The sequence below is a fragment of the Thermococcus sp. MAR1 genome, from assembly GCF_012027305.1.
In the GTDB taxonomy this organism is placed as follows: domain Archaea; phylum Methanobacteriota_B; class Thermococci; order Thermococcales; family Thermococcaceae; genus Thermococcus.
Map to the genome: position 1 here is coordinate 535,131 of NZ_SNUF01000001.1, position 12,779 is coordinate 547,909.

The 12,779-nt window shown below is 50.3% G+C and carries 17 protein-coding genes; 12 read left to right on the forward strand and 5 right to left on the reverse strand.

Going from position 1 to position 12,779, the window contains the following annotated elements; all coding sequences use genetic code 11:
- Window positions 1-54: 54 nt before the first annotated feature.
- From E3E25_RS03015 to E3E25_RS03025, 3 genes are read right to left on the reverse strand one after another with little or no spacing between them, the layout of a single operon-like run.
- Window positions 55-267 carry an ArsR family transcriptional regulator gene (locus tag E3E25_RS03015; RefSeq protein ID WP_167891762.1) on the reverse strand — a complete coding sequence of 71 codons (213 nt, stop codon included), beginning with the start codon at window positions 265-267 and terminating at the stop codon, window positions 55-57.
- Window positions 264-593: an Sjogren's syndrome/scleroderma autoantigen 1 family protein gene (locus E3E25_RS03020; RefSeq protein WP_167891763.1), complete on the reverse strand. Its 330-nt coding sequence runs from the start codon at window positions 591-593 to the stop codon at window positions 264-266. Before E3E25_RS03020 ends, E3E25_RS03015 begins: the two co-directional genes overlap by 4 nt.
- A gap of 4 nt (window positions 594-597) precedes the next feature.
- Complete coding sequence (locus E3E25_RS03025) at window positions 598-1,323, reverse strand: arginase family protein (RefSeq protein WP_167891764.1); 726 nt, start codon at window positions 1,321-1,323, stop codon at window positions 598-600.
- Between the two features lie 139 nt (window positions 1,324-1,462).
- Between E3E25_RS03025 and hxlAB the strand changes: the two genes are divergently transcribed.
- From hxlAB to E3E25_RS03050, 5 genes are read left to right on the forward strand one after another with little or no spacing between them, the layout of a single operon-like run.
- Window positions 1,463-2,683, forward strand: a complete 1,221-nt coding sequence (gene hxlAB / locus E3E25_RS03030) for a bifunctional 3-hexulose-6-phosphate synthase/6-phospho-3-hexuloisomerase (RefSeq protein ID WP_167891765.1) — start codon at window positions 1,463-1,465, stop codon at window positions 2,681-2,683.
- A 9-nt stretch (window positions 2,684-2,692) separates the two neighbouring features.
- Window positions 2,693-3,448 (forward strand): hypothetical protein, encoded by a 756-nt coding sequence (locus E3E25_RS03035; protein ID WP_167891766.1) that lies wholly within the window; start codon window positions 2,693-2,695, stop codon window positions 3,446-3,448.
- 1 nt (window position 3,449) lies between these two features.
- Window positions 3,450-4,094 carry a TIGR02253 family HAD-type hydrolase gene (locus E3E25_RS03040; protein WP_167891767.1) on the forward strand — a complete coding sequence of 215 codons (645 nt, stop codon included), beginning with the start codon at window positions 3,450-3,452 and terminating at the stop codon, window positions 4,092-4,094.
- Entirely contained in the window at window positions 4,091-4,270 is a 180-nt protein-coding gene (locus tag E3E25_RS03045; protein ID WP_167892631.1) for a hypothetical protein, read from the forward strand. The genes E3E25_RS03040 and E3E25_RS03045 overlap by 4 nt, the downstream gene beginning before the upstream one ends.
- Window positions 4,271-4,273: 3 nt before the next feature.
- The gene (locus tag E3E25_RS03050) at window positions 4,274-5,089 is read left to right on the forward strand and encodes a glutamate cyclase domain-containing protein (RefSeq protein WP_167891768.1); all 816 of its coding nucleotides are present in this window, start codon (window positions 4,274-4,276) and stop codon (window positions 5,087-5,089) included.
- 4 nt (window positions 5,090-5,093) lie between these two features.
- On the opposite strand, the gene E3E25_RS03055 is transcribed toward E3E25_RS03050, so the two are convergent.
- Both E3E25_RS03055 and E3E25_RS03060 read right to left on the reverse strand, forming a co-directional pair.
- Entirely contained in the window at window positions 5,094-5,459 is a 366-nt protein-coding gene (locus E3E25_RS03055; protein WP_167891769.1) for a hypothetical protein, read from the reverse strand.
- On the reverse strand, window positions 5,413-6,228 hold the full coding sequence (locus tag E3E25_RS03060; RefSeq protein WP_167891770.1) for a helix-turn-helix domain-containing protein: 816 nt from the start codon (window positions 6,226-6,228) through the stop codon (window positions 5,413-5,415). Before E3E25_RS03060 ends, E3E25_RS03055 begins: the two co-directional genes overlap by 47 nt.
- Window positions 6,229-6,442: 214 nt before the next feature.
- Between E3E25_RS03060 and E3E25_RS03065 the strand changes: the two genes are divergently transcribed.
- The 7 genes from E3E25_RS03065 to E3E25_RS03095 all read left to right on the forward strand — a co-directional run bounded on the left by E3E25_RS03065 (window position 6,443) and on the right by E3E25_RS03095 (window position 12,755).
- Entirely contained in the window at window positions 6,443-6,919 is a 477-nt protein-coding gene (locus E3E25_RS03065; RefSeq protein ID WP_167891771.1) for a hypothetical protein, read from the forward strand.
- 6 nt (window positions 6,920-6,925) lie between these two features.
- Window positions 6,926-7,279, forward strand: a complete 354-nt coding sequence (locus E3E25_RS03070) for a roadblock/LC7 domain-containing protein (protein WP_167891772.1) — start codon at window positions 6,926-6,928, stop codon at window positions 7,277-7,279.
- A gap of 59 nt (window positions 7,280-7,338) precedes the next feature.
- On the forward strand, window positions 7,339-8,025 hold the full coding sequence (locus E3E25_RS03075) for a DUF2226 domain-containing protein (protein WP_167891773.1): 687 nt from the start codon (window positions 7,339-7,341) through the stop codon (window positions 8,023-8,025).
- 47 nt (window positions 8,026-8,072) lie between these two features.
- A complete protein-coding gene (locus E3E25_RS03080) occupies window positions 8,073-8,693 on the forward strand; it encodes an HD domain-containing protein (RefSeq protein WP_167891774.1) in 621 nt (206 codons plus the stop codon).
- 101 nt (window positions 8,694-8,794) lie between these two features.
- Complete coding sequence (locus tag E3E25_RS03085) at window positions 8,795-9,307, forward strand: KH domain-containing protein (protein WP_088180074.1); 513 nt, start codon at window positions 8,795-8,797, stop codon at window positions 9,305-9,307.
- Window positions 9,308-9,335: 28 nt separating this feature from the next.
- Window positions 9,336-10,652 (forward strand): aspartate--tRNA(Asn) ligase, encoded by a 1,317-nt coding sequence (gene aspS, locus E3E25_RS03090; RefSeq protein ID WP_167891775.1) that lies wholly within the window; start codon window positions 9,336-9,338, stop codon window positions 10,650-10,652.
- A 60-nt stretch (window positions 10,653-10,712) separates the two neighbouring features.
- Entirely contained in the window at window positions 10,713-12,755 is a 2,043-nt protein-coding gene (locus E3E25_RS03095; RefSeq protein WP_167891776.1) for a hypothetical protein, read from the forward strand.
- The last annotated feature ends 24 nt before the right edge of the window (window positions 12,756-12,779 follow it).

Genomic DNA, 12,779 nt, shown 5'->3' on the forward strand with positions numbered 1-12,779 from the left:
CAAAAATGGGGGGTAAAATCGATTACTCAAGCTCCAATCCAAATATGAAAGGGCTCAAACGTACTTGAACTCTTCCTCGGCCTCGCTGGTTTCTTTAATCTTCCAGAAGAGCTTCCCTTCCTTCTGGTAGCTCTCGACCTTGCCCTGCTCGACGAAGCGGAGAAGGTATCTCCTAACTTCCATCGCCGGGAGCTTCGTGATTTCAACTATCTCCTCGATGGTCTTTGGACCATCCTCCAGAGCCTTAAAAACCTTGACGTTCTTCATTCTCCTCCCTCCAGTTTCCGGTATCTTTCCAACAGTTCTATTATCTTCTCCATTGCCCTTAAGTGTTTCTCAAGTTGGTCAATCTCGTCCGGCAGGGAGTTGGCGAGCTCGTTGAGCTTCTCCATGAGACGCTCCTCAACGCCCTTCATCTCAGCCTGCCTCTGCCTCTTCCTGTGCTCACATACCGGGCAAAAAACCCTTCCGTCCTTCTCGAAGAGTGGTGAACCGCACTTGGGACAGTGCTTGTCGAGCATCTTTGCCCCGGACAGCATGAGGGGCATGAGAACCGTTCTCATCTCCTCCTCTGTGGGTCCATTGAGAGCCATACCATCACCCCGTGAGTAGCTGGAAAACCTCAACCAGGGCTTTTTTGCCCAGTCTCGAGCGGCGAATCTTGTCGGAAACCTCGGCTATGTCAAAGGCTACTATTTTGAAGTTTTTCTTTACCCCCTCAAGGAGATCGAGAAGTTCCTCAAGCGTGAGCTCCCCATGCTGGAAGCGGGCTATCCGGTACTCGGGGCGGAGAACGTCCAGGTCAACCGTCAGGTACACTTCCTCCCCTAGATACTTCTTTGCTTCGGAGATTATCTCGTCGAGGGAGTTCGTCTGAAGGTTCTTATAGGCTCTCCACTTTCCGCGAATCTTTCTGCTCCTCAGGAGGGCTGGGAAAACCTTCACACGTCTCGTCCAGAGCTGGGTCCGCTCGGTGGTTGGTATCATGAGAACCGGCGCTAGAACCGCTGCCCGGTTCACGATGCGCTCCTCCAGGGCGTAAGCCAGCCATGAGCCGTGGTCGAGGTAGTCGTGCATGAGGTCGGTGTGGGCATCGACGCTCAGCAGGGAGCTGGGCCTCAGCTTTTCAATTATACCGTACGTCGCAAGGTGTTCCCCAACTATGTAAGCGTTATCGAGGGGAATCCTCTCCGGGAGGAGCTCAACCCTGCTGGATTCGACTATCATGTAATCCTCGATGAGCTTGTTCCTCTTCAAGAGCTGCAGAACGTAGAGAACCCCGTCCCTGTTGGGCTTCTCGCCGAAGGGAATGAACGTCACCATTTGATTCCACCGACCCGTGTTGGCGCTCGGACTTTTAAACCTTGGCGATGTGTTTGGACATTTAAATGTTAATTCGCGACGCCAAAGTTTAAAAAGTAGCCCCATAAGATTAAAACGAAAACTCCTTGGAGGCGAGGAGATGATACTCCAGGTCGCTCTTGACTTAACTGACGTTGAACAGGCCATTTCTATCGCGGAAAAAGCCGCCCGCGGCGGTGCCCACTGGCTCGAGGTGGGAACACCGCTCATCAAGAAGGAAGGCATGCGCGCGGTTGAGCTTCTCAAGAGGCGCTTCCCTGACAGGAAGATTGTGGCGGACCTCAAGACCATGGACACAGGTGCTCTGGAGGTCGAGATGGCTGCTCGACATGGTGCCGACGTGGTTTCTATCCTCGGCGTCGCCGATGACAAGACGATAAAAGACGCAGTGGAAGTTGCAAGGCGCTATGGAATCAGGGTCATGGTCGATCTAATCGGTGTTAAGGACAAGGTCAAAAGGGCTAAAGAGCTCGAGAAGATGGGCGTTCACTACATACTCGTTCACACCGGCATAGACGAGCAGGTTCAGGGCAAGAGTCCACTGGAAGACCTTGAGAAGGTCGTCAAAGCCGTCAGCGTTCCCGTTGCCGTCGCTGGCGGACTGAACCTTGAGACAATCCCGAAGGTCATCGAGCTGGGTGCCACGATCATCATAGTCGGCGGTGCCATAACCAAGGCTGACGACCCCGAAGAAGTCACCAGGAGAATAATCGACCTCTTCTGGGGAGAGTACATGATGACCATAAGGAAGGCCATGACTGACATAGTCGACCACATAGACAACGTCGCCGAGAGGCTCAAGATAGAACAGGTTCGCGGCTTCGTCGATGCCATGATCGGGGCGAACAAGATATTCATCTACGGCGCCGGAAGGAGCGGTCTTGTCGGCAAGGCCTTCGCGATGAGGCTCATGCACCTCGACTTCAACGTTTACGTCGTCGGTGAGACCATAACGCCGGCCTTTGAGCCGGGTGATCTTCTCATAGCCATCAGCGGTTCCGGTGAGACCAACAGCATCGTCGATGCGGCGGAGATAGCCAAGAAGCAGGGGGGCAAAGTGGTCGCGATAACCTCCTACGCCAACTCAACCCTCGGAAAACTCGCCGATGTGGTCGTTGAGATACCCGGAAGGACCAAGACCGACATCCCGACGGACTACATAGCGCGCCAGATGCTCACCAAGTACAAGTGGATAGCCCCGATGGGAACGCTCTTCGAGGATTCAACGATGATATTCCTCGACGGAGTCATAGCACTTCTCATGGCTACATTCCAGAAGACCGAAAAGGATATGAAGAAGAAGCATGCGACCCTTGAGTAAGGGGTCGCCATGCAGTCTTTTACCCATCTTTTTGTTGGAATCGGGAACACGGGAGCGAGGATAGTCAACAGCATAACCGCGGACGGCATCGTTAAGGTGACCGTCAACCCTGCTTACTACCTCCTGCCCCGCTTTGATGAGTACGAGGAGAGGCTCAGGAACTTCTTCTCCAGCCTTCCCGAGAACACTTTCCTGTGGCTCGTCTTCGACGACAAGGAGATAAACCACGAACTGAGGGAGATAATAACAGAAAGCACCCCGAGGGACACGATAAAGCTCGCCTACGTTTTGACGCCGAAAAAAGAACTGGTCACCGGGAAAAAACCTCCCTGGGCCGCTGACTTTGAAACCGTCTTCTATGACTCCCTCTGGGACTTCTTCCGCAGCGACGATGCCTCGATCTCGATTGCGTTCCAGGGTGCATCGGAGAACATCGCCGAGATGTTCAGCAGGCTTTACTACTACCTCGAAACACAGATGCTCGTCAACATAGACTACGCCGACCTGTTCAACATGATCCGCGGCGGCAACGTCGGGATCCTGCGCCTCCTCCGAGAGGTCGATTTCGGCTGGCATTGGGGCATCTGGGACAGGGGTCTCGTGGGAATACTCGTCGGAAGGGAATTTCCGTTGAAGGACGCGCACGGGATACTGGGTCACTTCCAGGAGATACTGGCCGAGAAGGACGTGATATGGGGCGTGGTAATGGACGAGAACCTCACCAGGGAAGTGGAGATACTGGCTCTCCTGGTCAAGAGGTGGTAAAATGAAGGCGGTTCTCTTTGATATAGACGGTACGATACTAACCGAGATGCCGCTCATCCAGCTCTTCCTCCCACAGGTCTACGACAAGCTCTCGAAGAAGTTTGGGATAAGCAAGGATGAGGCGAGGGAGCAGTTTCTCGGAGAGATATTCGGCAGAAGAGACACCTATGACTGGCACGACTGGAATTTCTTCTTCAGGCTCTTCGACCTCGACCTGAATTATGAGGAGCTGCTCAAGACATACCCCCACAAGCTTCACGTTTATCCCGATACGATTCCAACGCTGGAGTGGCTGAGGGAGGAGGGATACCTCCTCGGGGTCATCACGAGCGGTCCGGGGTACCAAAGACTGAAGCTCAAGCTCGCCGGTCTGCTGGATTACTTCGATGTCGTCGTAACTAGGGACGACGTGAACGCTATAAAACCTGAGCCCAAGATATTTCTCTACGCCCTTGAGGAGCTGGCCGTGGAGCCCGGTGAGGCCATGATGGTTGGAGATTCCCTCAGCCAGGATGTCTACGGCGCCAAGAATATCGGGATGACCGCAGTCTGGATAAACCGCGACGGCGAGGAGGGTTATAATATGGCAGACTATGAAATCAGAACCCTTCACGAACTCAGAAAAATCTTGGGGGGATGGGGATGAAGGAGATATTCGATATGGAAGGTGTTTTCATCAAGTACCGGGAGAAGAGGGTCAAGCTCGAAAATGGGGATGAACTGGTTCACAGGAGCGAGGAGCCGACGGAGCTTTGGTGGAAGCTCAAGGAGGCGGTAAAGGGGAAGCGGGTCAGGATAAGGGTCTATGAGGCAGAGGAATGAGCCATGATAGCCCACCTAATCAACACGGACGCTGGCAACAGGGGAGTTCTCCGGGTGTACATCGACTACCGGAGGGAAAATCCCGATTTTTTACATAATTCTGCAAAGATGTTCTTGGATAATTATGAGCGCGTTCTCGTGATAACGGGGTTTCCAATCCCTCCGATGATGCATGCTGAGACCGATGGGCCGCCAGGAGCACTGGCTCTAGTGAAGGCCATTGAGACCCTGGGGGGTACCGCTGAGGTGCTTACGTACCCTGAGGTAAAGACTGCCTTGGAACCATTCGGCATCAGGTTCACCGACGAACCTGAGATAGAGGACTACTCCCTTGTCGTAGCTGTGGAAACTCCGGGGAGGACAATAGACGGGAGGTACTACTCAATGAGCGGCATGGAGATAACGAGGGAGACCTTCGACTGGGCGGTTTTGAGGGCTAGAGAGCTCGGGGTGCCAACGATAGGGATAGGCGACGGTGGAAATGAGGCTGGAATGGGCAAGATAAGGGACCTGGTCGTCAAGCACGTTCCCTATGGTGAGAGAATAGCAAGCGTCGTTGAGACCGATGAGCTAATTCTTTCGGCGGTTTCAAACTGGGGTGCCTATGGGCTCGTGGCCCAGGCGTCAATAGAGTTTGGCAAAGAACTGCTCCCCGGCTGGGATGAAAAGACAATAGTCAGGATCATATCAAAGTTCGGTCTGATAGACGGGGTCTCCAAAACCCAGACGCCGACTGTTGATGGGATAAGCCTCAACGTCCACGAGAAAATCGTTGAGCTTTTAAACGCACTTGTGGGGGAAACGCTAAGAGAAAGATAAATATTTAAATCCCCAATTCGTTTTTTGTTTTTCTCTTAAGTTCCTGCACCTCGTGGTACCTTAACGGCCGTTCTCCTTTAGCGAAAAGTAACACATCTTCCGATATCCTCACAAGTATATATGTGGAGTTGCCAGTGGATAGCGTATAATATGTAGAGTCTTCAAAATCCGACACAAACTTAAGGAATTCAGGCACCTTCGCTGAAAGTTCCTCAGAATTATGAAACGTCCCCATTATTGGGAGTCCTTCAGTTGTCGCGAGGAGAAACTCCCTGAAATCATACTCTTTGATGAGTTCATCCTTAAAGTTTTGGATTTCAGCCTCAGACTTCGTTTTGAGAAAACTGCGTATTTTGTCTAATATTCCCATTCCTCCTCAACTCCATGAATTTTTTTGAGATCAGCTCGCAGGAGTTTTCAAGTAAGTCCAAACCTTTGTTGTTGAACCAGTTTATAAACTCTTCCTTGTTCTCAAAAAGTGGGATATTAGATTTTTTCATGCAGTTACACAAACGTCTGAGCTGGGAACGGGTTATCCAGACGTAATCCACATTTGCCTCATTTAAAAACCGGGTCAAGTGGTTATTACCTCTTGTAGGAACGAGGGGTGGACTCCGCTGTATGATAATCAACGTTTCAGGGAGAATATGTCCCTTTATATGGGAGACTATGCACTTAAGGTTGGGGTCAACTCCATACTCGAGCACTTTCGAACTGGAGATGTCACCGAGTACAAACAATTTTAAAAATCCGTTTCTCAACTTCACCCGCGTTACGAATATCCCCAGAACCCTCTCGTAGTCCTTTGTTGTCCCGAACAATTCCCTTGATAGCTTATTAATGTCCCATTCCCTTGCAATTCTCCAGACGTGATAATAAGAAACTTCAATTCCATTTTTTATCAGATGTTCGTGTATTTTCTTTGATGACCATCTTTTTTGTCTCAGCTTTATGATAAGCTCCTTCACATCATGATTTATATTCCTCCTTGGTCTGCCTGGTTTTTTAAGAATGGGGTTTTTCACAATCTGGTAAATTCTCCTCTCACTAACTTTATATCTTCCTGCTATTTCTCGAACTGAAACCCCCTCATTATATAACCTAAGAATCTCTTCAATCTCATTACAGCTGAGAGGCATAACCTCACCAATTTGCTATGTTATGCACACTTCTTTTTAAACTTTGTTGAATTATCTGTAGTAATGTTATATCCTCAAATCTGGGCGGATCTTCCTAATATATGCGCATGAAATAATTATTGAAAATTCTACAAAAAAAAGTTAATAAAGCAACTTTTCGCAAATATATCTGAGAAACCCCATCTGAGGGGTGCCTTATGACGGGGCGAAGGTCGTGGAAAGGATGAACGAGAGGTCTGAAGAAATGGCAACAAAAGTGAACAACCTAATACTGTACGGAATATATAACGGAATATATAAAGTTCTTGGAGCCGGTGCAAAAGGCTTAGGCAACTCAATAGGTGAGGAACTCCTTCACAGCATGATGGAGGAGTATGGACTGAACTTTGAAGGAAGCAATGATCCACAGGAATTGCTCAACAGGTTTACTGAAGTTATGATAAACACTTTTGGGTTTGCAGAGAAAGGGGAGATAATCAAGGACGGCAATAAGGTAACGCTGAAACTTGACAACCCGATGGATCTCTACGCTCTCCAGTTGCTTGAAAAGAAGGGCATGAAACCCGTGCTGTATCCCATGGCCAACGCCATAGCTGTTGCAATCAAGAAGTTCAGTGGCAAGAACGTTTTAATAAAAGAAATTAGAGTGGCTGAAAAACATGTTGAGGTTGACATGCTTATATTGGGGTGATGGGGGATGTTTGAGAACGTTATAGCCGATCTTTTAAGAGTTGATGGGGTTAAAGGTGTTGCCATAGTCAGCAAGGACGGTCTCCTCATCGAGGCTCAGGCCAGCGACAGGACTATAGATGCCGAAAGTACCGGCGCGATGGTTGCTACGATCTACGGTACATCGCTTAACGTTTCAAAGGAAATTTTCCACGAAGAGACTATAGACATGGTTACCCTTGAGTCTCCGAAGGGCAAGATAATAACGGTTGAAGCCGGTGAAAACGCTGTCCTTTCAGTTCTGACGGATCCAAAGGTCAACCTCGGTCTGGTCAGAATATACCTAAAGAGAAACGCTCAGAAAGTTGCCTCTATGCTTTGAGGTGTTTAGGGCTATGACCAGAAATAAATTTGAGGTTGTTTTTTTACCATTTTAAGGTGATGAGTATGCTTCCTGGAAGGTTTGAAGAGGTAATCGATTTTGCAGGATTTGAGGACATATCAGATGTCATTAAAAACATTAAAGAGGGATATCTGAAGTTTTCGTGGAGAGAAAACGATACTATAAAAACTGGGTACTTACTTGTCATACGAGGAAGGGTCGTTGGGGCCCTGTTAGAAGACGTCCTCACTGGTGAAGCACTAAAGGGGGAAGATGCACTTAAAAAAATCTCTGAGGTACTGTCTTATAAGGATAAGGTCAAGTTGGTGGAAATATATAAATTCTCAGTTGGGGAACTCCTTAAAGCAGATCTGGAATTAGCCGCCGAAATGTTTGAGCAGTCCACCAGTGGGATGAGGATTACCGATCTCAATGAACTAATTAAATTGCTTGAAGGATACAACGGGAGGCTAATAATTGACGATGGTTCTTTCTCATGGCAGTTACTAATAGAGAGAGGTTTCGTTAAAGCAGCTCAAACATTTAGAGGGCCTTCTTTAAGGGGAGATGAGGCTTTAAAGGCATTATTGAATAACTTGGGCCACGTTCTTAAAACTGGAGGATACCAACTCTCAAATCTGGAATGGAGATACTCTGAGGAAGAAGCTGTATCACAGAAGGACGTTCTACTAAGAGGACTAGAGCTCGTCAAAGAAAAATATGATTTCGAAACTCAAAGATATTGACGTAAACTTCTTTAATAACCATCTCTTCTTATTTTTCAGGTGATGGAATGAAGCTCGATGAGTTCATAACCAATGAGGAAAGCCTCAGGCTCATAGAGAGAACCCGTGAATACGCGCGGCACTTCTTCGAGCGAGAGGGAACCCACGGCTTCAGCCACATCGAGAGGGTTCTGAACCTCTGCATGCACATCGGAAGGGAGGAAGGGGCGAACCTTGAGGTTCTGGCACTGGCGGCACTGCTCCACGACATAGCAAGACCTTTGGAAAGCTCCGGCAGGGTGGTGGACCACGCGGTCGAGGGGGCAAGGATAGCTCGGCAGTATCTCCGGAGTCTTGGCTACGCGGAGGATAAAATCGAGGCGGTTGCTCATGCCATAGAGGCACACCGTTTTTCCCGTGGTCCAGAGCCGCGAACCCTGGAGGCCAAGATACTCAGCGATGCAGACAAGCTCGATGCCATCGGAGCTATAGGCATCGCGAGGGTCTTCATGTACTCGGGTGAGCATGGGAGGGACGTAGAGGCCTCCCTTAGGCACTTCGAAGAGAAAATACTGAGGCTCAAGGACTTGATGTATACTGAAACAGCGAGAAAGATGGCCGAGGAGCGGCACCGCTTTACTGAGGAATTCATCGAGCGCATAAGGCGTGAGATAGAGGGCGAAATCTGAACTTCTTCCTTCTCTTTCCTCTATAATAAGGTTTTTAAATGACTTCTAGAATTAAGGGTTAGCCCTTTAAGTTCATTCTTCAGGCAAAGGGAGGTGAGGAGATGAAGGCGCCAATCTGTGAGGTGTGTTTGAAGACCGACGATATTCTGTGTCCGGCCGACGAGAAAAAACTTCAGGATGGGGTTATTTCCGAGCTTGATGTTAAAGTCGCGAGACTCCTGTACAAGCTTATCGGCGACGTTGACATGGAGTTTAAGAAGGCCGTCGAAGCCGGTGACCTCATAGTCATCGTGGTTGGGGAGGGCGACGTCCCAATAACCATCGGCAAGGGCGGTAAGAACATTAAGGCCCTCATGAGGGAGCTCGGTAAGAGGATACGCGTCATCGAGGCGGTGGAAGTTAAGGGCACCGACGACGTTAAAAAGCTCGCCACGGACCTCCTCTACCCGGCAGGGGTCTTTGGTGTGAACATAGTCTACAAGCCCGGTGGAGGAACCTATTACAAGGTTCTTGTGCTCAACAGGGACAGGAGAAAGCTCCCCGAAAAGGCTGAGGTACTGGAGAGCATACTCTCCCAGATAGCCGGGGAGGACGTTAAGATAAACTTCATCTGATTCCTTTTTCCTTATGGAGGTTTTGAAGATGTATCGGACGCACTACTCAAACCAGATTACCGAAGAACTGAACGGCCAGCGCGTTAGGATCGCCGGCTGGGTCTGGGAAATCAAGGATCTCGGTGGAATAAAGTTCCTCTGGATAAGGGACAGGGAAGGGATAGTCCAGGTAACAGCCCCCAAGAAGAAGGTTGAGCCCGAGCTGTTCAAGCTGATACCCAAGCTAAATGCCGAGGACGTTATAGCGGTCGAAGGCGTTGTGAACTTTACGCCAAAGGCAAAGCTGGGGTTTGAGATACTGCCAGAAAAGATAGAGGTGCTCAGCAGGGCCGAGAGCCCACTCCCGCTCGATCCGACCGGCAAGGTCAAGGCCGAACTTGACACGAGGCTCGACAACAGGTTCATGGACATCAGGAGGCCAGAGGTAATGGCCATATTCAAAATACGCTCGAGTGCTTTCAAGGCCGTTCGCGATTTCTTCCACAGCGAGGGCTTCATTGAGGTGCACACTCCCAAGATAATAGCCACCGCCACAGAGGGCGGAACCGAGCTCTTTCCAATGAAGTACTTCGAGAAGGATGCCTTTTTGGCCCAGTCACCCCAGCTCTACAAGCAGATAATGATGGCCACCGGTCTCGATAGAGTTTACGAGATAGCCCCCATATTCCGCGCCGAGGAGCACAACACCACGAGGCACCTCAACGAGGCTTGGAGCATCGACGCCGAGATGGCGTTCATAGAAAACGAGGAAGAGGTTATGGGACTCCTTGAGAGGCTCGTGGCTCATACCATCGAATACGTCCGCGAGCACAACGCGAAGGAGCTTGAAGTTCTTGGATTTGAACTTGAGGAGCCAAGGCTGCCCTTCCCGCGCGTCACCTACGACAGGGCCCTTGAGATACTCGCGGACCTCGGCAGGGAAATTCCCTGGGGCGAGGACATAGACACCGAGGGCGAGAGGCTACTCGGGAAGTATATGCTAGAGAACGAGAACGCGCCCCTCTATTTCATATACCAGTATCCCAGCGAGGCAAAGCCGTTCTACATAATGAAATATGAGAATAGGCCGGAGATAAGCCGCTCCTTCGACCTTGAATACAGGGGAATAGAGATAACGTCCGGCGGCCAGAGGGAGCACAGAGTTGACGTCCTCGTCGAGCAGATAAGGGAGAAGGGACTAAATCCAGAGAGCTTTGAGTTCTACCTCAAGGCCTTCCGCTACGGAATGCCCCCGCATGGCGGTTTCGGCCTCGGTGCGGAGAGGCTGATAAAGCAGATGCTCGACATTAACAACATCAGGGAAGTCATCCTGTTCCCAAGGGACAGGAGAAGACTAACACCGTAACATCTTTATATCACCTTTTCCTTTTGGTGATTAGTTAACTACTCTTTGGAGGCTGGAGATATGAAAAAGGTAGTCGCTTTAATCCTGCTGGGCCTGATGATTTTCTCCCTGACACCCATGGTACATCTAGTAAAATCCGCAAGCGTGCCGGAATACGCCAGCATATCCAGCGTCTCCCTGGGTCTGGGAGACAAGGCAGTTCTGGGCCCCTTTGAGGTTCAGTTTGCCGATGTCAATCCCAACTGGAGCAAGATATACATTCAGGTCGATGGTCCCCAGGGTCCCCTCAGATACGTTATCGGTCAAGATGGTTATCTCCTCTACCCGTCGAGCGCGAACGTATACTTAAACGTGAGTCTCGTATGGATTAGATACGATACCAAGTCAATTCTGCTCGAGCTAAAATCTCCACTCCAAAAGGTTCTCTCGGGGAAGAACCTTGTGGTTGGGAACGAGCTGACCCTGCCGGAGGGCTTCCCGCAGATTAAAATAAAGCTGACCTCGGTTTCTGGCGATACCGCCTCGTTCAAGGTCACCATGCCCTACGGCGACATATACACACTCACCATAGACAAGGGCTCCGCCGGTAGCGTGAGGTACAAGCTTGACTCAAGCCACTCATACTCCAACTACCTGTCCATAGAGGTTACAAACACCGTGAACAACGGTGCCACGATAAACGTCTACGTCCCCAAGGTTGCGTCCACGAAGTTCAAGATAGTAAAGAAGGGCGGGGAGGTCAACCCACCCGAGCAGGTTGAGACGGTTCTCCTCTACAACGACCTTCTCTACGTCAACGAGAAGCTACCCGTTACTGTTGATAACACCACGTACTACGTCAAGCTCGTCTCGACAATACCGGACGTCGTTAAGGTCGAGGTTCTGAGGGGAAGCAGCAGCCTCGGTACGATGCTCCTCGAGGTTGGGGACGAGCCAAAGAACGTTCCAAACGCCCCCTTGAAGCTCTCGGTTCAGAAGGTTGAGCCCGACTACAAGAGGGCGATAATAAGGGTTTACGGCCCTGCCGGCTCCCAAGTAACCCCAATACTAAGGCAGGCCAACGTCATAGCCAAAATCGATGCCGTTCCAAGGGCGATGCTTCTCAACGACAACCTTGTGGTCACGATAAACGTTCAGAACCTCGGAAGGGGAGACGCCTACGACGTGAGCGTTGCCGCGCCGATACCCAATGACTTTGAGCTCATCAGCATGACCAAGACCTGGACCCTTAAGACATTCCCTGCCTTCACCAGCATGCCGGCGCTTATCTATGTCCTCAAGCCAACCAAGGTCGGTGAATTCGAGATTGGAAAGGCCATCGTTACCTTCTACGATGACAAGAGCCTTGAGACAGGGAAGAAGAGGACGATATACTCCCCGATTCTCAGTGGCATTAAGGTCTACAACATACCCGCTATAGACGTCACCGCCCAGGCCTACAACGGCACCTGGAGCAACTACGTGAGCGCAAAGGTCGGTGATACCGTCAAAGTCAAGTTCACGCTCTCTGCTGACGAGGGCAACCCAGACTACGAGTTTGTAACGAACGCCACGCTCCTCCTAAATCTCCCGGCCAGCCTTGACGGACAGTCATCAATCAAGATAGGAACCATCAAGGCCGGGGAAACCAAGACCCTTCAGATAGACCTGACCGTTCTCAGGGAAAATCTCACCAACATATGGGCTGCGCTTATCTACCTCGACCCGCTCGGAAACGAGCACAGGCTTGAGCTCGGAAACTTGGTAACTATAAACAGCATCCCGCCAGAGGTAATAATTAAGGAAGTCAAAGTCTGGCCGACCCCGGAGGAACTTCCTGGCTATGTAAACCAGACCCTCGCCAACATGAGTGACCCCACTCCTCTCGCCGAGGAGCTCAAAGGTGTTGTTGAAACCTACAGCCCGACCGGCAACCCATGGAAGCCACTCGCGATACTCCTCATCATAGTGGCCTTCGTGCTCGCTGGAATAACCTACAAGTACTGGGACGAGGCCGAGAAGCTCAGGGAGAAGCTGGAGAGGAAGAAGAGCAGACGCCCAGGAGGACTGCCGAAGAAGGCCGGGGAAGAAGAGAAGGAAAGCACCGAGATAACTGAACTCTGACCTTTCTTTTCCTTAAATTTATAA

Coding starts and splice junctions, on each gene's coding strand:
- E3E25_RS03015 (WP_167891762.1), bottom strand. CDS start 267: ATGAAGAACGTCAAGGTTTTTAAGGCTCTGGAGGATGGTCCAAAGACC.
- E3E25_RS03020 (WP_167891763.1), bottom strand. CDS start 593: ATGGCTCTCAATGGACCCACAGAGGAGGAGATGAGAACGGTTCTCATG.
- E3E25_RS03025 (WP_167891764.1), bottom strand. CDS start 1,323: ATGGTGACGTTCATTCCCTTCGGCGAGAAGCCCAACAGGGACGGGGTT.
- hxlAB (WP_167891765.1), top strand. CDS start 1,463: ATGATACTCCAGGTCGCTCTTGACTTAACTGACGTTGAACAGGCCATT.
- E3E25_RS03035 (WP_167891766.1), top strand. CDS start 2,693: ATGCAGTCTTTTACCCATCTTTTTGTTGGAATCGGGAACACGGGAGCG.
- E3E25_RS03040 (WP_167891767.1), top strand. CDS start 3,450: ATGAAGGCGGTTCTCTTTGATATAGACGGTACGATACTAACCGAGATG.
- E3E25_RS03045 (WP_167892631.1), top strand. CDS start 4,091: ATGAAGGAGATATTCGATATGGAAGGTGTTTTCATCAAGTACCGGGAG.
- E3E25_RS03050 (WP_167891768.1), top strand. CDS start 4,274: ATGATAGCCCACCTAATCAACACGGACGCTGGCAACAGGGGAGTTCTC.
- E3E25_RS03055 (WP_167891769.1), bottom strand. CDS start 5,459: ATGGGAATATTAGACAAAATACGCAGTTTTCTCAAAACGAAGTCTGAG.
- E3E25_RS03060 (WP_167891770.1), bottom strand. CDS start 6,228: ATGCCTCTCAGCTGTAATGAGATTGAAGAGATTCTTAGGTTATATAAT.
- E3E25_RS03070 (WP_167891772.1), top strand. CDS start 6,926: ATGTTTGAGAACGTTATAGCCGATCTTTTAAGAGTTGATGGGGTTAAA.
- E3E25_RS03075 (WP_167891773.1), top strand. CDS start 7,339: ATGAGTATGCTTCCTGGAAGGTTTGAAGAGGTAATCGATTTTGCAGGA.
- E3E25_RS03080 (WP_167891774.1), top strand. CDS start 8,073: ATGAAGCTCGATGAGTTCATAACCAATGAGGAAAGCCTCAGGCTCATA.
- E3E25_RS03085 (WP_088180074.1), top strand. CDS start 8,795: ATGAAGGCGCCAATCTGTGAGGTGTGTTTGAAGACCGACGATATTCTG.
- aspS (WP_167891775.1), top strand. CDS start 9,336: ATGTATCGGACGCACTACTCAAACCAGATTACCGAAGAACTGAACGGC.
- E3E25_RS03095 (WP_167891776.1), top strand. CDS start 10,713: ATGAAAAAGGTAGTCGCTTTAATCCTGCTGGGCCTGATGATTTTCTCC.